Origin of the sequence: Citrobacter rodentium NBRC 105723 = DSM 16636 (assembly GCF_021278985.1) — a bacterium.
In the GTDB taxonomy this organism is placed as follows: Bacteria; Pseudomonadota; Gammaproteobacteria; order Enterobacterales; family Enterobacteriaceae; genus Citrobacter_A; species Citrobacter_A rodentium.
In genome coordinates, this window is sequence record NZ_CP082833.1 from 3,917,051 (window position 1) to 3,940,558 (window position 23,508).

The 23,508-nt window shown below is 55.5% G+C and carries 16 protein-coding genes; 5 read left to right on the top strand and 11 right to left on the bottom strand.

Annotated features, from left to right (window positions below; all coding sequences use genetic code 11):
• Position 1: 1 nt before the first annotated feature.
• Positions 2 to 571 carry a flavin reductase family protein gene (locus K7R23_RS18570; RefSeq protein WP_012905834.1) on the bottom strand — a complete coding sequence of 190 codons (570 nt, stop codon included), beginning with the start codon at positions 569 to 571 and terminating at the stop codon, positions 2 to 4.
• A 137-nt stretch (positions 572 to 708) separates the two neighbouring features.
• On the opposite strand from K7R23_RS18570, the gene nhoA reads away from it, so the two are divergent.
• The gene (gene nhoA / locus K7R23_RS18575) at positions 709 to 1,554 is read left to right on the top strand and encodes an N-hydroxyarylamine O-acetyltransferase (RefSeq protein WP_012905833.1); all 846 of its coding nucleotides are present in this window, start codon (positions 709 to 711) and stop codon (positions 1,552 to 1,554) included.
• A gap of 174 nt (positions 1,555 to 1,728) precedes the next feature.
• On the opposite strand, the gene K7R23_RS18580 is transcribed toward nhoA, so the two are convergent.
• From K7R23_RS18580 to K7R23_RS18610, 7 genes are all read right to left on the bottom strand, one after another.
• Complete coding sequence (locus K7R23_RS18580; protein WP_012905832.1) at positions 1,729 to 4,713, bottom strand: autotransporter outer membrane beta-barrel domain-containing protein; 2,985 nt, start codon at positions 4,711 to 4,713, stop codon at positions 1,729 to 1,731.
• Between the two features lie 334 nt (positions 4,714 to 5,047).
• On the bottom strand, positions 5,048 to 5,728 hold the full coding sequence (narI, locus tag K7R23_RS18585) for a respiratory nitrate reductase subunit gamma (protein ID WP_012905831.1): 681 nt from the start codon (positions 5,726 to 5,728) through the stop codon (positions 5,048 to 5,050).
• Positions 5,725 to 6,420 (bottom strand): nitrate reductase molybdenum cofactor assembly chaperone, encoded by a 696-nt coding sequence (gene narW / locus K7R23_RS18590; RefSeq protein WP_012905830.1) that lies wholly within the window; start codon positions 6,418 to 6,420, stop codon positions 5,725 to 5,727. The genes narI and narW overlap by 4 nt, the downstream gene beginning before the upstream one ends.
• The gene (gene narH / locus K7R23_RS18595) at positions 6,420 to 7,964 is read right to left on the bottom strand and encodes a nitrate reductase subunit beta (RefSeq protein WP_012905829.1); all 1,545 of its coding nucleotides are present in this window, start codon (positions 7,962 to 7,964) and stop codon (positions 6,420 to 6,422) included. Before narH ends, narW begins: the two co-directional genes overlap by 1 nt.
• Positions 7,961 to 11,701 (bottom strand): nitrate reductase subunit alpha, encoded by a 3,741-nt coding sequence (locus tag K7R23_RS18600; RefSeq protein WP_012905828.1) that lies wholly within the window; start codon positions 11,699 to 11,701, stop codon positions 7,961 to 7,963. The genes narH and K7R23_RS18600 overlap by 4 nt, the downstream gene beginning before the upstream one ends.
• A 102-nt stretch (positions 11,702 to 11,803) precedes the next feature.
• Positions 11,804 to 13,192 carry a NarK family nitrate/nitrite MFS transporter gene (locus K7R23_RS18605; protein ID WP_012905827.1) on the bottom strand — a complete coding sequence of 463 codons (1,389 nt, stop codon included), beginning with the start codon at positions 13,190 to 13,192 and terminating at the stop codon, positions 11,804 to 11,806.
• Positions 13,193 to 13,413: 221 nt separating this feature from the next.
• On the bottom strand, positions 13,414 to 14,001 hold the full coding sequence (locus tag K7R23_RS18610; protein WP_012905826.1) for a TetR family transcriptional regulator: 588 nt from the start codon (positions 13,999 to 14,001) through the stop codon (positions 13,414 to 13,416).
• Between the two features lie 117 nt (positions 14,002 to 14,118).
• On the opposite strand from K7R23_RS18610, the gene K7R23_RS18615 reads away from it, so the two are divergent.
• Positions 14,119 to 15,606 (top strand): MFS transporter, encoded by a 1,488-nt coding sequence (locus K7R23_RS18615; protein WP_012905825.1) that lies wholly within the window; start codon positions 14,119 to 14,121, stop codon positions 15,604 to 15,606.
• 1 nt (position 15,607) lies between these two features.
• Here the strand turns inward: K7R23_RS18615 and K7R23_RS18620 are convergent, their stop codons facing one another.
• The 3 genes from K7R23_RS18620 to yddG all read right to left on the bottom strand — a co-directional run bounded on the left by K7R23_RS18620 (position 15,608) and on the right by yddG (position 18,615).
• On the bottom strand, positions 15,608 to 16,036 hold the full coding sequence (locus K7R23_RS18620; protein WP_012905824.1) for a GFA family protein: 429 nt from the start codon (positions 16,034 to 16,036) through the stop codon (positions 15,608 to 15,610).
• A gap of 91 nt (positions 16,037 to 16,127) precedes the next feature.
• Positions 16,128 to 17,228, bottom strand: coding sequence for a porin OmpC (ompC, locus tag K7R23_RS18625; protein WP_012905823.1), 1,101 nt, complete (start codon positions 17,226 to 17,228; stop codon positions 16,128 to 16,130).
• A 505-nt stretch (positions 17,229 to 17,733) separates the two neighbouring features.
• A complete protein-coding gene (yddG, locus tag K7R23_RS18630) occupies positions 17,734 to 18,615 on the bottom strand; it encodes an aromatic amino acid efflux DMT transporter YddG (protein ID WP_024132664.1) in 882 nt (293 codons plus the stop codon).
• Between the two features lie 285 nt (positions 18,616 to 18,900).
• Here yddG and fdnG point away from each other — a divergent pair, with 285 nt between their 5' ends.
• From fdnG to fdnI, 3 genes are read left to right on the top strand one after another with little or no spacing between them, the layout of a single operon-like run.
• Entirely contained in the window at positions 18,901 to 21,948 is a 3,048-nt protein-coding gene (gene fdnG / locus K7R23_RS18635) for a formate dehydrogenase-N subunit alpha (RefSeq protein ID WP_081442300.1), read from the top strand.
• 12 nt (positions 21,949 to 21,960) lie between these two features.
• Positions 21,961 to 22,845, top strand: a complete 885-nt coding sequence (gene fdxH / locus K7R23_RS18640) for a formate dehydrogenase subunit beta (protein WP_012905820.1) — start codon at positions 21,961 to 21,963, stop codon at positions 22,843 to 22,845.
• Complete coding sequence (fdnI, locus tag K7R23_RS18645) at positions 22,838 to 23,494, top strand: formate dehydrogenase-N subunit gamma (protein ID WP_012905819.1); 657 nt, start codon at positions 22,838 to 22,840, stop codon at positions 23,492 to 23,494. Before fdxH ends, fdnI begins: the two co-directional genes overlap by 8 nt.
• The last annotated feature ends 14 nt before the right edge of the window (positions 23,495 to 23,508 follow it).

Sequence of the window (23,508 nt, forward strand, 5' to 3'; positions counted from 1 at the left end):
GCTAGCCTGCCGTAACGCGCCTGCCGCTGGTCACAAAGGTGCCTGCGCCGAGGTGGTGCAGCGTATTGCGCTTGTCGTCATCAAACTGCCAGCGGCCATCAATAAACGCGCGTTCCTCTGCCGCCGCGGAAACGACCTCGCCAAATAAGGTGTCGTACTTTTCCTGCGCGGCGGTGGCGGGCAGCAGGCGGCACTCCATCCATGCCAGGCATTTTTCTTCCACCACCGGCAGGCCCAGCAGCGGGCCATTAATAACCGGAATGCCATAGCAGTTGAATTTATCCTCGTCGCGTCCCGAGACGCTGCCGACGGCATACGTCCAGTTGGTCGCCGCGACGCCGGGGATCACGATGCCAAACTGGCCGCTGCGCTCAATTAGCTCCCGCGACCACGCGGTTTTGTCCACCACTATCGCTATACGCGGCGGCTCAAACTCCACCGGCATCGACCATGCAGCCGCCATAATATTGCGTCTTTCACTTTTTTCGTCGCGGCTGGTGATTAATACCGTCGGGCCATGATTGAGCAGGCGGCTGGCGTGCCTTAAGTCGACAGGGCGGAACTGGCTCATAAGCGTCTCTCGTGATGGTTTATTTTTTGAGTATCAATGAAATTGCGCGCCGTGCCAACCCGCACATATCGCGTATCTCATTCATGGGATTCATCGTTTATACTCTGACGCACCATAAGGTTCACCCGGGAAATCTGATGACGCCCATCCTGAACGCCTATTTTGCCCGCCTTAACTGGTCCGGATCGACAGAGGTGAATATTGCCACGCTCCGGGCGCTGCATTTGCGGCATAACTGTACTATCCCTTTCGAGAATCTGGATGTCCTGCTGCCGCGCGAAATGCAGCTTGACGATCGTTCGCTGGCCGAGAAGCTGATCGTAGCGCGCCGCGGCGGTTACTGCTTTGAGCAAAATGGCGTTTTTGAACGGGTACTGCGGGAACTGGGGTTTAACGTACGCAGTCTGCTCGGGCGGGTGGTGCTTTCACATCCACCGAGCCTGCCGCCGCGCACCCATCGTCTGCTGCTGGTTGAACTGGACGGAGAAGCGTGGATTGCCGATGTCGGCTTTGGCGGGCAAACGTTAACCGCGCCGATTCGCCTGCTTGCGGACGTTGAACAGCACACGCCGCACGGCGAATATCGTCTGTTGCAGGAGGGCGATGACTGGGTTTTGCAGTTTCGCCATCATGAGCACTGGCAGTCGATGTATTGTTTTGATCTGGTGAGGCAACATCAGAGCGATTATGTGATGGGCAACTTCTGGTCGGCGCACTGGCCGCAGTCGCATTTTCGCCATCATCTGCTGATGTGTCGCCATCTGCCTGACGGCGGCAAGCTTACGCTGACCAATTTCCACTTTACCCGCTATGAAAACGGACATGCGGTCGAACAGATCAACTGTCCGGACGTGGCGTCATTGTATGTGCTATTGCAGGAGCGCTTTGGCCTTGGCGTGGACGATGCGAAGCATGGCTTCAGTGAAGCGGAGCTGGCAAGGGTCATGGCAGCATTTGATACGCATCCTGAGGCGGGAAAATAAGCAAAAAGCCGGATGTGTTTCATCCGTCCTGCGGGATACCCTTGCCGGATGGCGCTACGCTTATCCGGCCTACGACACTACGGGATACCCTTGCCGGATGGCGCTACGCTTATATCCGGCCTACGGGAGACGTTGTAGGCCCGGTAAGCGCCAGCGCGCCACCGGGCAATGTCGTTAAAACGACGCTTTAATACCGATCATGGCAGAGGTGTCGCTGTAACCCTTGTCACCAGCCTGATGACCAACGTTGCCCCACAGGGAGACGTTCTTCGTCAGCTGGCCTTCCACACCGGCCTTCAGTTCGCCGATATTGCGGGTGCCGTCCAGCGTCACGTTCTCGCCGTTCAGCGCGGTGCCAAAGTTCTTGCTGTTGTGGATCCAGTTCGCTTCGACGAACGGCTGGAAGGTGCGGTCTTTACCGTCGTCCAGCCTGTTGTGGCCCTTGCCGAACAGACGCACGCCGACGCGGGTCTGCACGTTGCCGTCGCCGTGGCCTGTCACGCGGGTGCCGTTGGCTTCGCGGTGTTCGTCCGCCTTCACGCCCATCCAGGTGACCTGCGCTTTCGGCTGGATGTACAGCGCGTTACGCTCGCTGATGTCCGCCAGCTTCCAGGTGTAGCCGGATTCCACCGACGCGGTGAAACCCTTCGAGTCGTACTCTTCCGACTCCACGCCACGGCCGGAAACGGTGTTGTCAAACCAGCTGTACTGCGCCCAGCTGTCAACATATGCGCCTTCCTGGGTGGCGTTGTCCTGTAACCAGGTGCCGTACAGACCGACGCTGTAACCGCTGATGCGGCTGTCGGCGCGGTTGCCGTTACGCTGGTTTTCCGCCCGCGCTTTCTGGTTAGCGTAGCCCGCCATCAGACCGAGGTGGAAACGGTCGGTGTTGTCCGAAGACCACTGCGCGATATCGCCGCCAAGCTGCATCACATAGCGGTTGGCCTGCATATCCAGCTGGCCGCTGCCGTCGTGCTGACGGGTATGACCGCCGACGTTACGCAGCCACAGGCTGGTCACCGCCTGCTCGCCGGTCAGGGCATCGACGTAGTGGGTTTCGCCCAGACGGTCGTGCAGACGGGTGTTGAACATCGTGTTTGCCGCCTGCAGGTTCATACCGTACAGACCCGCTTCCGGACGTACCGCGTTTTCACGCGGGGCCGGAGAAGGCTTCTGCGGTTCAGGCTTAGTCGGCGCCTGCGGGATAACCGGCTCTGTCGGGTCGACAGGGCTTGCCGGGTCCGGCTGCGGTTCGGTCGACAGTCCGCTGGTCAGATACCAGTTCTTGTCGTTCTGGCCTTCACCACGCGCCAGGGTGTAGTCATAGGCGCCCGCCACGATACGCCCGTTCTGGGTGAACTCGCCGTCAGAATTGCCCACCACGCTGATCAGCTCGATACCGTCAGTGGTCAGGCCGCCTTCGCCGCCCGCGTTCACTACCGTCACATTGGTGGTGCCGGAGGTATTGCCTTGCACAACCAGCCTGTCGGTTGGAGAGGTATCATCGCCCAGCTGGGTGTTCATCACGATGTGACCGTTATTACCGGCATAATCACCGTTCACCGTCAGGGTTTTGAACGTCGCCGCGTCGCGCGTCAGCGTGCGGGTGGCGGGAGTGTCGCCAGGCATAAAGTTCAGCGTGGCGTTGTTCAGCGTCAGGGTCGTCAGGGTAGAGTCGGCGACCATATCCCAGCGGCTGTTGCTGCCGTTCAGTTCCATATTGATGGAACCCTGATCCTCGATTGCCGTGTCGCCGTAAATGTAGGAGTTATCGCCAGAGACGATATTAATCGCATGGTCGCCGCGGACCAGCATTTTACCCCATGCAACCAGCTTATTATGGTTAGTGATATCCGTTGAGCCCCAGCGTCCATAAATGGAGTACAGGGTGTCGGCGACAGAATCATAGGCGTTCCGATCGCCTAAAATAACATCGCCGGTAAACAGGGCGTCCGCCTGATAAAGCAGATAAGACTCTTTACCACCTTCAGAGGTAATGGCGATGTTGCCGACGATCGTATCGGCATCCCATTGCACGATACCGTCATCCTGATTAACGTTGGCGCTAAAAAAGCCCCACAGTGTTGCCTTATCATTGCCGGATAACGATATTTTCGCATCGTTGATACGATGTGTAGCCGTCTCAGCAGGATCGTCACCCCATAAATAAATACCGCGCACAATATCATTTCCCGAGCTATCAATATCAATTTTATTGATAATCAGATCAGTATGCTTACCGTTGCCGCCGAGGTATGTCAGGCCATCAGCGTAGCCATCCTCGGTCGTGCTTTTAATTTTGATGCTGACATCGTTGAAGACACGCTTACCGCCAAGGGAGGAACTGTAGAACGAGTCGAAAATAAGAATGCCAGTGACATCAGAGTAGCGGTCAGTTGAATTACTGGTTAACTGAATATCTGTATGTCCGGCTAACTCCAGGTCGGTATACGTGCGAATCCCTTCCAGATAAAAGGTCGGGGAGACAATATTAATGGCGGTATTACCGGTGACGGTGACTTTACCGCCCCATAAGGCCATGCCGGTATCGGTTGAGTCGCCAGATTCACGCGTGCCAGGACGGGTATACGCGATATCAATATTCTCGGCATTTAAAATCCCCTGAGATCCGGAGCTGATACCGCCGCCTCTGATGGTAGTCAGGCCTTTCAGGTCGGCCCGGGCGTTATCGCCAACGTACAGCCCGTCCGATTCTTCGTCGTCATTCAAATTATTAAAGGTGTAATTTTCAGCGGTCAGTTTGCCGGTGCCATACAGGGCAATACCATCGGCAGTCGAATAGGTCCCGTTCGAGTGTGGGTCGAAGTTAAGGGTAAAATGATTACCCAGATTTATCTCACCGGCTTTAAGATAGGCGAACCAGACGTTTTGGGAACCTGTTGCGTTAACTACGCCGGTACTGTTCATTGTGATATTGTCGGCGAAATCAACGCGACCGTCGGCAACGTTAATATCGATTCTTGAAATTTCATCCCCATTGGTGATATTCACCGTGAGTTGGTCGCTGGGGGTGCTGGCGTCGAGAGTATATTTTACTGGCGCGGAAAAAGCAGAAAAGGTGGTGGTTGCTAATAATGCACTTAATAATAAAGCGATTTTTTTGGGTTTAATTTGGGGTGATAAGGCAGGTATCTTCATAGATAAATTCCAGTATCCTTGAATAATGCGTAGATAAGACACCAGTCCTGGCGTCTGTTATTTATTTCATAGAAAGGTTGATCGGCAGGAAAATTGTCTAATTCTGCTTAAGTGAAGGCAAATGAAATGATTTTAACTCGCCGCCAGCATTGAGGGCTCAGACGAGCGCTGGATGCTGGTCAGAGATGCGGTATTTAAGGTATTTAAGAGGATATTCAACTATGGCGCAGGAATCTTCGTCATTTCTTAAATACAGCGCCGCCGTGTTAAGAAAACAGAAAATTCTACTTAAGAAAATAAACCCGGCAGGCGAGGCGCTACCGGGCGAAAAAACTTATCGACGGGAACGGACTATCTGGTAACGGCGGGTAAAATATTCAAACGGCGCGCTCCAGACGTGCACCAGCCGGGTGAACGGGAACAGCAGGAAAATAGTCATCCCCAGCACCAGGTGAACGCGGAAGACAAAAGCGACGCCATTAAGCATTTCCGACGAGCCGCCGCGGAAGGTGAAGATGCTTTGTGCCCAGCCAACCAGCTTCATCATTTCACTACCGTCCGGATATTGCGCCGAGAACGGAATGGTGCTCAGCCCGATCAGGCACTGAATCAGCAGAATGCTCATAATAATAATGTCCGGCGTGGTCGAGGTGGCGCGGACGCGCTGATTGGTCAGACGACGCCAGAGCAGGCCCGCGCCGCCAATCAGCGTCAGCACGCCGCATACCCCGCCGAGGATCATCGCCATCTGCTGCTTTACCGCAATCGGCAAAAACCAGGCGTACATCCAGTGCGGAGTCAACATCCCGAACAGATGGCCGAAGAAGATGCCGAGAATACCGATATGGAACAAATTCGACCACACCACCATCCCGCGTTTATCCAGCATCTGGCTGGATGAAGCGCGCCAGGTGTACTGGCCGTAGTCATAGCGCAGCCAGCTGCCGAGGAAAAAGACCGTCGCGCAGATATAAGGGTAGATGTCGTAAAAAAAGACGTTCAGATAATGTATCATTTCGGGCCTCCCGCGCTGACGTCGACATACTGCGGCGCCACGTCCTGGCTAAAGCGTCGTTGATATTGCTGTAACGGTGAGCTGTCACAGGCAGTGGCGTTATCTTCAATAAATTTCACCTGTTCTTCTTCCCAGACGGCATCCAGCGCCTGACGGGTGTCGTCACGCGTCTCTTTGGCGACCTGCGGAGTGACGCTGTCACTTGTAAGGCGGCTTCCTGCAAACGTCAGCAGGGCGTCAAACAGCTGATACCACGGCGTACCGCGCTGTTTCAGCCGTCCGCCCAGCAGCGCCAGAATAGGCTCTACGTTCTGCAAACCTTCCCGCGCTTCCGCTTCCGGCAGGATACTCAGATATTCCAGATACAATGGCAGATAGTCGGGAAGCTCGCGGCAGTTAAGCTGCAGGCCCACTTTTTCATACTGCGAAAGCAGGTCCACCATTGCCTGGCCGCGATCGCGGGATTCCGCATGGACATGTTCAAACAGCAGCAGCGACGTGGCGCGGCCGCGGTCAAACACTTCACACCATTCGGCCTGTTTATCCAGCAGTGGGGCGTTGAGCAGGTCGCTGGCGAAGCCGTTGAGCATTGGTGCTTCCTGACGCACCATCGCCAGCGCCTCATCTTTACACTCCCACAGCAGTTCGTCGGGATACTCCATCAGCAGGCCGATCACTTTGAGGATTTGCATTATTCCCCCTCCGCCTTGTCACGCACTTCGGTGATATTAATGGCGTCAATACGACTGCTGTTGAACAGATTGAATTTAGTGTCAGACCCGTGGCAGCCGTCGCCAAAGGTGAAGCCACAGCCGTTGCGTTCAGGGAAGGCGTCGCGCGCCATCTCGCGGTGGCTGGTCGGGATCACGAAGCGGTCTTCGTAGTTGGCGATCGCCAGATAGCGATACATCTCCTCAACCTGCTCAACGCTTAAGCCCACTTCCTCAATCGCGCGGGTGTCCGTCACGCCTTCCACCGTTTGCGAACGCATGTAGTGACGCATCGCCATCATGCGCTTCAGCGCGCGCAGCACCGGACCGGTATCGCCAGCGCTCAGCATATTGGCAAGGTACTGTACCGGGATGCGCAGGCTTTCGATGGCTGGCAGTATGCCGTCCGATTGCGGCAGACCGCCGGCGTCAGCGTAGGACTGAATCGGCGACAGCGGCGGCACGTACCAGACCATCGGCAGGGTGCGGTATTCCGGATGCAGCGGCAGCGCCAGCTTCCAGTCCATCGCCATTTTATACACCGGCGAGCGCTGAGCTGCGTCAATCACGTTTTGCGGAATGCCCTGTTTCAGCGCTTCTTCAATCACCGCCGGGTCGTTCGGATTGAGGAACACGTCGCACTGGCGCTCGTAGAGATCGGTTTCATGCTCCGTGCTTGCCGCCTCTTCGATGCGATCGGCGTCGTACAGCAATACGCCAAGATAACGGATGCGTCCGACGCAGGTTTCCGAGCAGACGGTCGGCTGACCGGATTCGATACGCGGGTAGCAGAAAATGCACTTCTCAGATTTGCCGCTTTTCCAGTTGAAGTAGATTTTTTTGTACGGGCAACCGCTGATGCACAGGCGCCAGCCGCGGCATTTGTCCTGGTCGATCAGCACGATGCCATCTTCTTCGCGTTTGTAGATGGCGCCGCTCGGGCAGGTCGCCACGCAGCTTGGGTTGAGGCAGTGTTCGCACAGGCGCGGCAGATACATCATGAAGGTGTTTTCGAACTGGCCGTACATCTCCTTCTGGATCTTGTCAAAGTTGCGGTCGCGGGCGCGCTTTTCAAACTCGCCGCCGAGCAGTTCTTCCCAGTTTGGCCCCCAGATGATTTTATCCATCCGCTTGCCGTCAATCAGCGAACGCGGGCGCGCGGTAGGCTGGTGTTTGCCCTCCGGCGCGCTGTGCAGGTGCTGATAATCAAAGGTGAACGGCTCGTAGTAGTCGTCGATCTGCGGCACCACCGGGTTGGCGAAGATTTTGGTGATCACCCCCATCTTGCCGCCCATGCGCGGACGTATTTTGCCATTCACATCGCGAACCCAGCCGCCTTGCCACTCCTCCTGGTCCTCCCAGTTTTTCGGGTAGCCAATACCCGGCTTGGTTTCGACGTTGTTAAACCATGCGTATTCCATCCCTTCACGTCCGGTCCAGACGTTTTTACAGGTGACAGAGCAGGTGTGACAGCCAATGCATTTATCGAGGTTAAGCACCATCCCAACCTGTGAGCGTATCTTCATTTTTTCGCCTCCTGTACCTGATCCCGACCTTCACCATCCAGCCAGTCGATATTTTTCATTTTTCTGATCATGATGAACTCGTCGCGATTGGAGCCGACGGTGCCGTAGTAGTTAAAACCGTACGCCAGCTGGGCGTAACCGCCGATCATGTGCGTGGGTTTCGGGCAGACGCGGGTGACGGAGTTGTGGATACCGCCGCGCATGCCGGTGATTTCCGACCCCGGAATATTCATGATGCGCTCCTGGGCGTGGTACATCATGGTCATACCCGGCGGTACGCGCTGGCTGACTACCGCGCGGGCGGTCAGCGCGCCGTTGGCGTTGAAGGCTTCGATCCAGTCGTTATCTTCAATGCCCAGCTCGCGGGCGTCGGTTTCGCTGATCCAGACAATCGGCCCGCCGCGCGATAAGGTCAGCATCAGCAGGTTTTCGCTGTAGGTGGAGTGAATACCCCATTTCTGGTGCGGCGTCAGGAAGTTAAGCGCTTTTTCCGGGAAGCCGTTTGGCGGGATCTCACGCATTTTGCTGACGCTGCGGGTGTCAATCGGCGGGCGATACGCCACCAGGCTTTCGCCGAAGGCGCGCATCCACGGGTGATCCTGGTACAGCTGCTGACGGCCGGACAGGGTGCGCCACGGGATCAGTTCATGCACGTTGGTATATCCGGCGTTGTACGACACGTGCTCGCTTTCCAGGCCGGACCAGGTCGGACTGGAGATAATCTTGCGCGGCTGGGCCTGAATATCGCGAAAGCGAATTTTCTCGTCTTCTTTATTCAGCGCCAGATGGGTGTGCTCGCGCCCGGTGAATTCGCCCAGCGCTTCCCAGGCTTTCACCGCCACCTGGCCGTTGGTTTCCGGCGCCAGCGCGAGGATCACCTCAGAGGCGTCCAGCGCGGTATCGATCCGCGGACGGCCTTTGGCCGGACCTTCGCGCCGGGTGTAGTTCAGTTTGCCGAGGAAGTCGACCTCCGTCTGGGTATTCCAGGTGATGCCTTTACCGCCGTTGCCCAGTTTATCCATCAGCGGACCGAGCGAGGTAAAGCGATCATACGTAGCGGGGTAGTCGCGCTCGACCACGGCGATGGTGGGCGCGGTTTTGCCGGGGATCAGTTCGCACTCATTTTTACGCCAGTCCAGAATATCAAACGGCTGCGACAGCTCCGCCGGCGAGTCATGCTGTAACGGTTGCAGCACCACGTCGGTTTCCTGTCCCAGATGGCCGACGCACACTTCCGAAAAGGCTTTGGCGATACCCTTATAAATTTCCCAGTCGCTGCGCGATTCCCACGCCGGATCGACCGCCGCCGACAGCGGGTGAATAAACGGGTGCATGTCGGAGGTGTTCATGTCGTCTTTTTCATACCAGGTGGCGGTCGGCAGCACGATATCGGAGAACAGGCAGGTGCTGGACATTCTGAAGTCGAGCGTGACCAGCAGGTCGAGTTTGCCCTCTATCGCCGCGGTCTGCCATTCCACCTCTTCCGGCTTAATCCCTTCGTCTGAGCCTAACGCTTCGCCCTGGATACCGCTTTCCGTCCCGAGCAGGTACTTGAGCATGTACTCATGACCTTTACCCGACGAACCGAGCAGATTCGAACGCCAGACAAACAGGTTGCGTGGGTGGTTTTTGCCGCTGTCCGGCTGTTCGCAGGCAAAGCGAATGTCGCCTGATTTCAGCGCCTGCGCGGTGTAATCAGCTGGCGACAAACCGGCTTTTTCAGCGCTGGCTTTTACCGTCAGCGGATTGAGGTTGAGCTGCGGCGCGGAAGGCAGCCAGCCCATGCGCTCGGCGCGCACGTTAAAGTCGATCAGGTGGCCGGTAAACTTCGCCGGATCGGCCAGCGGAGAGAGAAGTTCCTGGGCGGTGAGCTTCTCATAGCGCCACTGGCTGGAGTGATTATAGAAAAACGAGGTGCTGTTCATCTGGCGCGGCGGACGGTTCCAATCCAGCGCGAACGCCAGCGGCAGCCAGCCGGTCTGCGGGCGCAGTTTTTCCTGGCCGACATAGTGCGCCCAGCCGCCGCCGCTTTGCCCGACGCAGCCGCAGAACACCAGAATGTTGATCATCCCACGGTAGTTCATATCCATGTGATACCAGTGGTTGACGCCAGCGCCGAGAATAATCATCGAACGGCCGTGGGTTTTATGCGCGGTGTCGGCGAATTCACGGGCGATGGTTTCAATATGCTGACGCGGCACGCCGGTGATCTGCTCGGCCCACGCCGGAGTGTAGGCTTTCACTTCCGTGTAGTCTTTGGCGCTGAGTGCATCTTCCAGTCCGCGATCGAGGCCATAGTTAGCCAGCATCAGATCGTACACGCTGACCACCGGACAGCTGCTGCCGTCGGCAAGGGTCAGGCGTTTTACCGGCAGCTGGCGTACCAGCACCGGCTCCTGCTTCACGCTGCGAAAATGCGGATTTTCGTTACCGCCGAAGTAGGGGAAGGCTACGCCCAGCACCTCATCATGCTGGCCGAGCAGCGAGAGTGTCAGCTCGGTTTCACTGCCTGCCGCCAGCGGTTCGAGATTCCATTTGCCTTTTTCACCCCAGCGAAAGCCAATCGAGCCGTTAGGCACCACCAGTTCGCCGTTGCTGCTACAGGCGACCGTTTTCCATTCCGGATTATTGGTTTCGCCCAGCCCATCGATCAGATCGGAGGCGCGCATCATGCGGCCCGGGACAAAGCTGCCGTCTTCGCGGGCGTCCAGCAGCACCAGCATCGGCATGTCGGTATAGCGGCGGCAGTAGTTAAGGAAGTAGTCGCTGGGGTTATCGAGGTGAAATTCTTTCAGAATCACGTGGCCCATTGCCATCGCCAGTGCACTGTCGGTCCCTTGCTTCGGCGCCAGCCACTGGTCGCAGAGCTTGGCCACCTCCGAATAGTCCGGGGTAATGGCGATGGTTTTGGTCCCTTTGTAACGCACTTCGGTGAAGAAGTGGGCGTCCGGGGTGCGGGTTTGCGGCACGTTGGAGCCCCAGGCGATGATGTAGCCGGAGTTGTACCAGTCGGCGGATTCCGGCACGTCGGTCTGCTCGCCCCAGGTCATCGGCGAGGCGGGCGGCAGGTCGCAGTACCAGTCATAAAAGCTCAGGCAGGTGCCGCCGATCAGGGAGAGGTAGCGGGTACCGGCGGCATAAGAGACCATCGACATTGCCGGAATGGGGGAGAAACCAGCTACGCGGTCCGGGCCGTAGGTTTTAATCGTCCAGACGTTCGCCGCCGCGATCAGCTGGTTAAGTTCCTTCCAGTTCGAGCGGATAAAACCGCCGCGCCCGCGTACCTGCTTGTAGCTCATGCACTTCTGCGGGTCGTTGATAATCGACTCCCAGGCCAGCACCGGATCGCTGTGCTGAGCGAGAGCGTCGCGCCACAGTTCGATCAGGCGCTTGCGCACCAGCGGATATTTCAGGCGGTTGGCGCTGTAGAGATACCAGGAATAGCTGGCGCCGCGTGGGCAGCCGCGCGGTTCGTGGTTAGGCAGATCCGGACGGGTGCGCGGGTAGTCGGTCTGCTGGACTTCCCAGGTGACAAGACCGTTTTTAACGTAGATTTTCCAGCTGCATGAACCGGTACAGTTCACGCCGTGGGTCGAGCGCACGATTTTATCGAACTGCCAGCGCTGACGATAACTGTCTTCCCAGTCACGGTTGGAGTGCATTACCTGACCGTGGCCGTCAGCAAAGGTGTCGCCCTTTAATTTAAAATAGCGGAAGCGATCCAGTAGCTTACTCATGACATTTCTCCTGCTCCAGGATTTTGTAGGCCGGATATGGCGTATACGCCTTATCCGGCAATGGCCCGATGGCGCTACGCTTATCGGGCTTACAAGGTGTTGTTATTGTTGTTTGGGTTTACGGCGACCATAGACCAGCCAGGTCACCAGTACACAGGCGATGTAAAACACAAGGAAAATTTTCATGGCGCCGACCGGGGAGCCGGTCATCGCCAGCGAAGTACCAAAGGCTTTCGGAATAAAGAAGCCGCCGACCGCGCCAATGGCGGAAATAAAGCCCAGCGCCGCGGCTGTATCGGTAACCGCCTCCCGCTGCGCCTGTTCATCTGTACCGCCGCGCAGTTTTACCTGATAAATGGTGAGCTGGCGGAAGATAACGGCAATCATCTGGAAGGTAGAACCGCTGCCCAGGCCAGCCGTTAAGAACAACCCCATAAAGACAAGGTAAAAGGCGATAAAGCTGCCGGAACCGGAGCCCGGCAGCGTCAGGAACAGCAGGGCGGAAAAGAGCGCCATAAAGACGAAGTTAATCAACGTCACGCGCACGCCGCCGAACTTATCGGAGATCACGCCGCCCGCGGAACGCGCCAGCGCGCCGATAAACGGGCCGAAAAACGCCAGCTGCAGAATATTGACGTCCGGGAACTGGGTTTTCGACAGCATGGCGAAGCCGGCTGAAAAGCCGATAAAAGAGCCGAAGGTCGCAAGATACAGCAGGCTCAGCAGCCAGAGGTGAAAGCGCTTGAGCACCGGCAGCTGTGAAGCGATTGACGCTTTTGAACTGGCAATATCATTAGTGCCGAACCAGGCGGCAACGGTGGCGATGGCCAGCAGCGGCACCCAGATCCACGCGGCGTTTTCCAGAAACAGCAGCGAACCATCCGGCTGCGGCACGCCCTGCACGCCGAGGAAGGTGAACACAGGTAAAAAGATCACCAGCGGCGCGACCAGCTGCATGACGCTGACGCCGAGATTGCCCAGCCCGCCATTAACCCCTAACGCGCTGCCCTGTCTGGCTTTCGGGAAAAAGAAGCTGATATTCCCCATGCTTGAGGCGAAGTTGGCGCCGGCAAAGCCGCACAGCAGGGCAATAACAATAAATACGCCGAAAGGCGTGGCGGTATTTTGCACCGCAAACCCCAGCCAGATGCAGGGAATAATCAGGATCGCAGTACTGAAAACCGTCCAGCGACGTCCGCCAAATATCGGCACCATAAAAGAGTAGGGTACGCGCAATATTGCGCCAGAAAGAGAAGGAAGGGCGGTTAATAAAAAGAGTTGATCGGTGGTGAAATTAAAGCCAATTTTATTCAGGTTAACGGCGACGGCGCTGAACAGCATCCAGACGCAGAAGGCAAGCAACAGGCAAGCGACTGAAATACAGAGATTTCTTCGCGCAATGGCTTTACCCTTATTTTCCCAGAAGGCGGGACTTTCAGGCTTCCAGTTGCTCAAAAGATAACGATTATTTTTCTCATTTTGTTGCGCCATAATGTCCCTCACATGCACATATCGTTCATTAAAAAATAAAAACAGGCAGGGCAAAGGGCGTCTGTGGCACAGACGTGCATTCGCCCTTTCCAGAATTTATTGGTGTTTTTTGGAATATTGATGAAAGGATAGATAAAAATGGGCAGCCGGGCGGCGCCAGCGGGGAATAAGAGGTTTCTTAAGTGTTACCAAATGTAAATAAAAGTTGTATCACGCTGGTGTCATACCATAGGGCCACCCAGTTCAAGCGCGATAGCCCGATCCAGATGTTCCCTGAAAGCCGGGTCGGTCATTTCCTGAATGCCGAGGACGTACATCCCGTCAAGGCCGCAGACCAGAGCAATCAGCCGCCAGGCGATATCTGCGACGGCACCGGTCGGACAAAACTCACCGGCGGCAACGCCTTGCTGAATGAGGGCGACGGTTTCCTCATGCCACATGCGCATGGTGCGCAGATAAGCGCTTTTGATTTCCGCATCTTTAGCCGCGAGGATCTGCGCTTCGCGCCAGAGTTTAATATAGGGCTCAAAACCACCGTCATCGCTGCCAAGCATCGTATGCAGGCGCGCGCGCCAGCTGGCATCTTCGCCGGTCGTTTCTGCATCCAGCAGGGTGCGGATCAGACGCACAAAGGCCAGCGACTTTAACTCTCCAGCAGAGGCGAAATGGTGATGTACCTGGCCGGTCGCCACTTTCGCTTCACTGGCGATGCGCCTGACCGTCATTGCCGTAAAGCCTTCCTCCAGCGCCACGCGCATGGCGGCCTGCAAAATGACCTCCCGGCGCTCATCTTTGTGCAGATAGCTCATCTCCCCTCCGGTTTCACGTTAAAAATGCAGTGTAACAAAAAATTGGACATACGTTCAATTTTACGTAGGATCGATAAAGCTGGACGCATGTCCAATTTGTGAGATGAAGGATGTTTTATGTTACGTCAGTGGTTAACGTTAGTGATTATTGTGCTGGTCTACATTCCGGTGGCAATCGATGCCACGGTGCTGCATGTCGCCGCGCCCACGCTGAGTATGACGCTGGGCGCCAGCGGCAACGAGCTGCTGTGGATCATTGATATTTACTCGCTGGTCATGGCCGGGATGGTGCTGCCGATGGGGGCGCTTGGCGACCGCATCGGTTTTAAACGGCTGCTGCTGCTTGGCGGCGGATTATTTGGCCTGGCCTCGCTTGCCGCCGCCTTTGCTACCAGCGCCGGATGGCTTATCGCTGCACGTGCGCTTCTGGCGATTGGTGCCGCGATGATTGTTCCGGCCACCCTTGCCGGGATCCGCGCAACGTTCGTCGAAGCCCGGCAGTGTAATATGGCGCTTGGCGTCTGGGCGGCAGTCGGTTCCGGCGGCGCGGCGTTTGGTCCGCTGGTTGGCGGTATGCTGCTGGAACATTTTTACTGGGGAGCGGTGTTCTTAATTAACGTGCCGATCGTGCTGGTGGTGCTCGCGCTCACTGCGCGCTATGTGCCGCGGCAGGCGGGACGTCGCGAGCAGTCGTTAAACTTTGTTCACGCCATCATGCTGATTGTCGCCATTTTACTGCTGGTCTACAGCGCCAAAACTGCGCTGAAGGGGCATATCGCCACCGGCGTGATTATGTTGACAGTGAGCGGCGGCGCGCTGCTGCTGGCGCAGTTTGTCCGCCTTCAACTGGCGGCGTCGCGGCCGATGATCGATCTGCGTCTCTTTACCCATCGCATTATTTTAAGCGGGGTGATGATGGCGATGACCGCCATGATCACCCTGGTAGGATTTGAGCTACTGATGGCGCAGGAGTTGCAGTTTGTGCATGGCCTGACGCCGTATCAGGCGGGGCTGTTTATGCTGCCGGTGATGCTGGCCAGCGGATTCAGCGGCCCGCTTGCCGGTATGTTAGTCTCCCGGCTGGGGCTGCGCCGGGTGGCGACCGGCGGGATGGCGTTAAGCGCGCTCAGTTTTTACGGTCTGGCGATGACCGACTTCAGCGTTCAGCAAATTCAGGCGTGGGTATTAATGGCCCTGCTCGGATTCAGCGCCGCCAGCGCACTGCTGGCCTCGACGGCGGCAATCATGGCCGCCGCGCCCGCAGAGAAAGCGGCAGCGGCTGGCGCTATCGAAACGATGGCCTATGAGCTGGGGGCAGGACTGGGAATTGCCATTTTCGGTCTGCTGCTGAGCCGTAGCTTTTCCGCCTCCATTATTTTGCCCGCGGGGCTGAGCGCCGCAGAACGCGAGCGGGCTTCTTCCTCAATGGGGGAAGCGGTGCAGCTGGCGCAGACGCTGCCGGACGCGCCTGGTGAAAGTATTGTCGAGGCGGCGAAACAGGCGTTTACCTGGTCGCACAGCGTGGCGCTGAGCAGCGCCGGAAGTATGCTGATGCTGCTGGCGATTGGGATGTGGTTTAGTCTGGCGAAGGTAAGCCGCGATTAACTCAGTGGGTAATATCCAGCGCGTCGACCTCTTTACCGCTCAGGCGCGCGTACTGTCCGGTCAGACCGCAAAAGGTCGGCTGCGTTTCGGTGTAGATTTCCGCTGCGAGAATCAGCCGACGGCGATCGTACTCGCTCAGTTCCAGTAAGGTCCACGGAATGAAGTAGCGCAGGGGATCGGTCAGCTTAAACCACAGCGGGGAACCGCAGCCGGAACAGAAATAGCGCTCACTGCGTGAAGATGAGGCGTAAAAGGCGGCTTCCGGCGCATCGGGATCCATCATCGGATGCCCGCTGGCTTCCAGATACATCGCAATGCCGCCGGACCATTTCTGGCACAGCGTACAGTGGCAGGCATAGACGTCGAGAGATTTTAGATCGACGGTAAAATGGCTCTGACCGCAGAGGCAACATCCCGTATAGGTTTGCACGGCATACTCCTTATGACCGGTTTTCACTGCTATGAAAAAGCCAGCCCTTAGTGGGCTGGCTTTTGTACCGCTCAATTCGAATTTAAGCGAATCAGAACTGGTAGGTCAGACCCACTGCAACGATGTTGTCAGTACCTACACCAGCCGCTTCAGTAAAGTTGCTGTCATCGATCAGGTTGATTTTGTAATCAACGTAGGTGGACATGTTTTTGTTGAAGTAGTAAGTGGCACCAACGTCAACGTATTCCACCAGATCCTGGTCACCATAACGGCCCAGGTCTTTACCTTTGGATTTCAGGTACGCGATGGACGGACGAAGACCGAAGTCAAACTGATACTGAGCAACCACTTCAAAGTTCTGCGCTTTGTTGGCGATGTGATCGTTACCAAACACAGTCATGTTGCGGGTTTCAGAGTAGGTGGTTGCCAGGTAGATGTTGTTCGCATCATATTTCAGACCAGCGGCCCAGACTTCAGCGTTTTCACCGGCAGCATTCAGTTCGTTATCACCGTATGCGATCTGACCATCAGTACGGTCAGATTTCGCGTAGGCAGCGCTTACGCCAAAGCCTTCATATTCATAGCTGGAAGAGATACCGAAACCGTCGCCGTTAGATTTCACTACGTCGCGGCCTTTCGGGAAGGTAGCGCTGGCGGTGTCATTTTTACCCTGATACTGAGCAGCGAAATTCAGACCTTCAACCAAGCCGAAGAAGTCGGTATTACGGTAGGTTGCAACACCAGTGGTACGAGCAGCCATAAAGTTATCAGTCAGAGTCCAGGTATCACCACCGAACTCAGGCAGAACGTCGGTCCATGCGCCGACATCGTAGGCTACGCCATAGTTACGACCATAGTCGAAAGAACCATAATCACCGAATTTCAGGCCAGCAAACGCCAGACGAGTTTTGTTGCCTTTAGTGCCTTCAGTTTCTGCGTTATTACCCTTGAATTCATATTCAAACTGGCCGAAACCGGTCAGTTGATCGGTAATCTGAGTTTCGCCTTTGAAGCCCAGACGTGCATAAGTTTTATCGCCATCATCACCGTTATTGTCAGAGAAGTAGTGCAGAGCGGTTACTTTACCGTACAGGTCCAGTTTGTTGCCGTCTTTGTTGTACACTTCTGCCGCATTAACGACGCCTGCTGCCAACAGGCTGGTCACTGCCACTGCAACTAATTTAAGTTTCATTTAGTTAATCCTTATAATTTTCTTAATGTGTTTCCTAAGCCACTGCTAAACGAGGCTACTCATCAATGGCAAGCTATTTTTAAAGTAGGCGGTAGCACTAATTCAATATTAAGTTTCAAGTTATTGCAGGATAATTTTGGATGTGTGATTAAGATCACTTAATTAGAACTGTTTTTATTAATTACGCAGTGAGAAAAAGATGAATAATATATATTTCACGCTAACTATTGGCAGGATATTAATTGCTTAATGGTTAGTTGTTCGTATTAATTATACAGCGCGGGATTATTGAAAAACTCCCTAAGATTGATGTTTTTTTGCATATTTTTAACATTATTTTAACATGCCATTAAATAATAAACGTCAATCACAGGTAAGTTAAATTAAGCCTAAACCATGTTTGACTATTTTGACAGGCGCAAAGAAAAAAAATCAGAATCACGCAATGGCGGGGAAAAATCTGTTACAGCCGGACCGACGCAAAAAGAACGATCCGGCTACGAATTTATCCCCGGCGCGTCGCCCACCAGCACAGAAGCGAACCGACGCAGACCATTATCGCCCCCTGCCAGAAGGAAAAAGAGAGCGGGGCGCTCAGCAGGATAGCTGCCAGCGCCGAGGAGAGAACGGGGGTGAAATAGGAGCCGACCGCCATCACCGTCACGTTGCCATGCAGAATGCCAACGTTCCATGCGGCATAGGCGAATCCCAGCGTTAGAGCCGCGGAAAAAAGTTTAATCACCACCGGAGTACTGAAAATCATTTCGGGCTGGGGAGAGATAAAATAGTGCACCCACAAGCTCAGGGCAGTAAGTAAAACGAACAGCGTAATGCCGTTAAAACCGCGCGCATATTTATTGGTAACCGTGCAGTAAGCCGCCCAGATAAACGCGCCGAGAAACGCGAGGAAATAGCTTAGTGGACTACCGGTAATATTGTTGATTATTTCGGCAGGATGTAAACCGTTTTCCCCGCCAAGCACCCAGCATACTCCGGTTAATGCCAGCAGTAATCCCGGCACTATCGCCATGTTGGTTTTTTGACCGTTAAACAAAATGGCGAATAAAATGGTCAGGCTTGGCCACAAATAATTGACCATGCCCGCCTCAATCGCCTGATGACGCGTAGCGGCATAGCCGAGCGAGAGCGCAAGGCAAATTTCGTAGCTGACAAACAGGACGCTACCGGCGATTAAATAACCAACAGGAAAGCGGCGAATATCGGGAAAACCGACGGTAAATATCAGCAGCAGGCCACTCAGGGAATAAATTGCCGCCGCGCCGCCCACCGGACCCAACCCTTCACTGACGCCGCGAATTAAGCCCACCATCGTGCTCCATAAAACAACGGCGATGAGTCCAGTGAGCGTCGCTTTTTGTCTTGTCATGCGCTATGCCGTTTCCAGAACTATCAAAAAAAGAAGCTGAAATTTATAGCACTTTTCCGACAGGAAATGCCAGGCAAATACTGAAAGGGAATTACCACTATAGTGGTATATAAAAACAACAAAAGGAACTATTTAGTAGCGGAACCGTTTCGTTATTGATTTGACGCAAAAAAATTATGGGTATTGCTGTTAGTTTCCTCGCGAAGTTTATACACGTCATTTTTTGTTGCTGCGATGCGGCATAAATGACCTTGTGTATACCACTCTGGAAAAAAGAGGAAAGCAATGGACGTCAGCCGCAGAAAATTTTTTAAAATCTGCGCGGGCGGTATGGCCGGAACCACAGTGGCTGCGCTGGGATTCACTCCCAAAATGGCACTGGCTCAGGCGCGTAATTATAAGCTGTTACGCGCAAAAGAGATCCGAAACACCTGCACATACTGTTCCGTAGGTTGCGGGCTATTAATGTATAGCCTGGGTGATGGAGCAAAAAATACGAAGGAAGCGATTTACCATATCGAAGGCGATCCGGATCATCCGGTCAGTCGCGGAGCCTTATGTCCAAAGGGCGCAGGGCTGCTGGACTACGTCCATAGCGAAAACCGTCTGCGTTACCCGGAATATCGCGCGCCAGGTTCTGATAAATGGCAACGTATCAGCTGGGATGAAGCCTTCTCCCGCATTGCAAAATTAATGAAAGCTGACCGTGACGCCAACTTTATTGAAAAGAACGAGCAGGGCGTAACGGTAAACCGCTGGCTTTCCACCGGGATGTTGTGCGCTTCCGCCGCCAGTAATGAAACCGGTATGCTGACGCAAAAATTCGTGCGCTCGCTCGGCATGCTGGCGGTAGACAACCAGGCGCGCGTCTGACACGGACCAACGGTAGCAAGTCTTGCTCCAACATTTGGTCGCGGTGCGATGACCAACCACTGGGTTGATATTAAAAACGCTAACGTCGTGATGGTGATGGGCGGCAACGCCGCTGAAGCGCATCCGGTGGGTTTCCGCTGGGCGATGGAAGCGAAGAACAACAACGACGCTACGCTGATTGTTGTTGACCCACGCTTTACCCGTACAGCGTCGGTAGCGGATATTTACGCGCCGATTCGTTCCGGCACGGACATTACCTTCCTGTCCGGCGTTCTACTGTACCTGATCGAAAATAATAAAATCAACGCTGAATACGTTAAGCACTACACCAACGCCAGCCTGCTGGTGCGGGATGATTTTGCTTTTGAAGACGGTTTATTCAGCGGTTATGACGCGGACAAGCGCCAGTATGATAAATCATCCTGGAACTACCAGTTCGATGAAAACGGCTTTGCCAGACGCGATGAAACCCTGTCACATCCCCGTTGCGTCTGGAACCTGCTGAAACAACACGTTTCCCGCTATACGCCGGAGGTGGTCGAAAACATCTGCGGTACGCCGAAAGCCGACTTCCTGAAAGTGTGTGAAGTGCTGGCCTCTACCAGCGCCGCGGACCGGACCACGACCTTCCTGTACGCGCTGGGCTGGACGCAGCATACCGTAGGCGCGCAGAACATCCGCACGATGGCGATGATCCAGTTGCTGCTTGGCAATATGGGGATGGCTGGCGGCGGCGTAAACGCCCTGCGCGGTCACTCTAACATTCAGGGTTTAACCGATCTCGGTCTGCTTTCAACCAGTCTGCCAGGCTACCTGACGCTGCCGTCAGAAAAGCACAGCGACTGGCAGAGCTGGCTTAACGCCAACACACCAAAAGCGACGCAGGCCGATCAGGTCAACTACTGGAGCAACTATCCGAAGTTTGCCGTCAGCCTGATGAAAGCATTCTATGGCGACGATGCGCAGAAAGAGAACGACTGGGGCTTTGACTGGTTGCCGAAGTGGGACCAGGCCTATGACGTCATCAAATACTTCAACATGATGGATAGCGGAAAAGTCACTGGCTACATTTGTCAGGGCTTTAACCCGGTTGCCTCCTTCCCGGACAAAAACAAAGTAGTGCGCAGCCTGAGCAAGCTGAAGTTCATGGTGGTGATCGACCCGCTGGTAACCGAAACCTCAACGTTCTGGCAGAACCACGGCGAGTCGAACGATGTCGATCCGGCGTCCATTCAGACCGAAGTGTTCCGTCTGCCGTCCACCTGCTTTGCGGAAGAGGATGGCTCAATCGCTAACTCTGGCCGCTGGCTGCAGTGGCACTGGAAAGGTCAGGACGCACCGGGCGAAGCGCGTAACGACGGCGAAATTCTGGCCGGGATTTACCACCGCCTGCGCGAGATGTATCGCACAGAAGGCGGTAAAGGCGCAGAACCGCTGCTCAAAATGCGCTGGAGCTACAAACAGCCTGACCATCCGGAATCGGAAGAAGTGGCGAAAGAGAACAACGGCTACGCGCTGGCCGATCTCTACGACGCTAACGGCGTGCTGATTGCGAAGAAAGGGCAACTGCTGAGCAGCTTCGCCCAGCTACGCGATGACGGCACCACCTCGTCCTCCTGCTGGATCTACACCGGCAGCTGGACCGAGCAGGGCAACCAGATGGCTAACCGCGACAATGCCGACCCGTCAGGGCTGGGCAATACGCTGGGCTGGGCTTGGGCGTGGCCGCTCAACCGTCGCGTGCTGTATAACCGCGCCTCCGCGGATATCAACGGCAAACCGTGGGATCCGAAGCGGATGCTGATCCAGTGGAACGGGGCGAAGTGGACGGGTAACGATATTCCGGACTTCAATACCGCGCCGCCGGGAAGCAAAACCGGTCCGTTCATTATGCAGCCGGAAGGCGTTGGTCGCCTGTTCGCGCTGGATAAACTGGCGGAAGGACCGTTCCCGGAACACTACGAGCCAATGGAAACGCCGCTGGGCACTAACCCGCTGCATCCGAACGTGGTCTCCAGTCCGGTCGTGCGTATCTATGAGGACGACGTGCTGCGCTTAGGTAAGAAGGATAAGTTCCCGTATGTCGGCACCACCTATCGCCTGACCGAGCACTTCCACACCTGGACCAAGCACGCGCTGCTGAACGCTATCGCACAGCCGGAACAGTTTGTGGAAATCAGCGAGACGCTGGCGGCGGCCAAAGGCATCACCAATGGCGATCGCGTCACGGTAAGCAGCAAGCGCGGGTTTATCCGTGCGGTTGCGGTCGTCACGCGCCGTCTGCGCACGCTGAACGTCAACGGTCAGCAGGTTGAAACCGTCGGTATCCCGCTGCACTGGGGCTTTGAAGGGGTGGCGCGCAAAGGCTATATCGCCAATACCCTGACGCCAAACGTCGGTGACTCCAACTCGCAAACGCCGGAGTACAAAGCGTTTTTAGTTAACATCGAGAAGGCGTAAGGGGGCGAGCATATGTCTTTGGAAACGCAGGACATTATTAAACAGTCCGCAACAAACTCCATCACGCCGCCTCCGCGGGCGCGTGATTACAAGGCCGAAGTCGCCAAGCTCATTGATGTCTCCTCCTGCGTAGGCTGTAAAGCCTGCCAGGTAGCCTGCTCTGAGTGGAACGACATTCGTGACGAAGTGGGGCACTGCGTCGGGGTGTACGATAATCCCGCCGATCTCAGCGCCAAGTCCTGGACGGTGATGCGCTTTAGCGAAACCGAGCAGAACGGCAAGCTGGAGTGGCTGATCCGCAAAGACGGCTGTATGCACTGTGAGGATCCGGGCTGTCTGAAAGCGTGTCCGTCCGCCGGGGCGATCATCCAGTACGCCAACGGGATCGTCGATTTTCAGTCCGAGCACTGCATCGGCTGCGGCTACTGCATCGCCGGGTGTCCGTTTAACGTGCCGCGCCTCAATAAAGAGGATAACCGCGTCTATAAATGTACACTCTGCGTCGATCGCGTCAGCGTCGGCCAGGAGCCAGCCTGTGTGAAAACCTGTCCGACCGGGGCTATCCATTTCGGCACCAAAAAAGAGATGCTGGAACTGGGCGAGCAGCGCGTCAAAAAGCTGAAAGCGCGAGGCTATGAGCACGCCGGGATTTATAACCCGCAGGGCGTCGGCGGCACGCACGTGATGTACGTTCTGCATCATGCGAATCAGCCGGAGCTGTATCACGGTCTGCCGAACGAACCGAAGGTCGACACCTCAATCAATCTGTGGAAAGGGGCGCTGAAACCGTTAGCCGCTGCTGGCTTTATCGCCACCTTCGCCGGGCTTATCTATCACTACATTGGTATTGGCCCGAACAAGGAAGTGGACGATGACGAGGAGGAGCATCATGAGTAAGTCAAAAATGATTGTGCGCACGAAGTTTATCGATCGCGCCTGTCACTGGACGGTGGTGATTTGCTTCTTCCTGGTGGCGCTGTCGGGAATATCGTTTTTCTTCCCGACCCTGCAATGGCTGACGCAGACCTTCGGCACGCCGCAGATGGGGCGCATTCTGCATCCGTTCTTCGGCGTGGCGATCTTCATTGCCCTGATGTTCATGTTTGTGCGCTTTGAGCATCACAACATCCCGGATAAGAAAGATATTCCGTGGCTGAAAAACATCGTCGAAGTGCTGAAGGGTAATGAGCACAAAGTGGCGGACGTCGGCAAGTACAACGCCGGGCAGAAAATGATGTTCTGGTCGATTATGAGCATGATTTTCGTGCTGCTGGTCACCGGGGTGATTATCTGGCGTCCTTACTTTGCGCAGTTCTTCCCGATGCAGGTGGTGCGTTACAGCCTGCTGATCCACGCGGCGGCGGGCATTATTCTGATGCACGCCATCCTCATCCATATGTATATGGCATTCTGGGTGAAGGGATCGATCAAAGGGATGATTGAAGGGAAGGTGAGCCGCCGCTGGGCGAAGAAACACCATCCGCGCTGGTATCGCCAGGTTGAGAAGGCCGAAGCGAAAAAAGAGAGTGAGGAAGGGCTAAGTTAACCCCCTCATCGCAC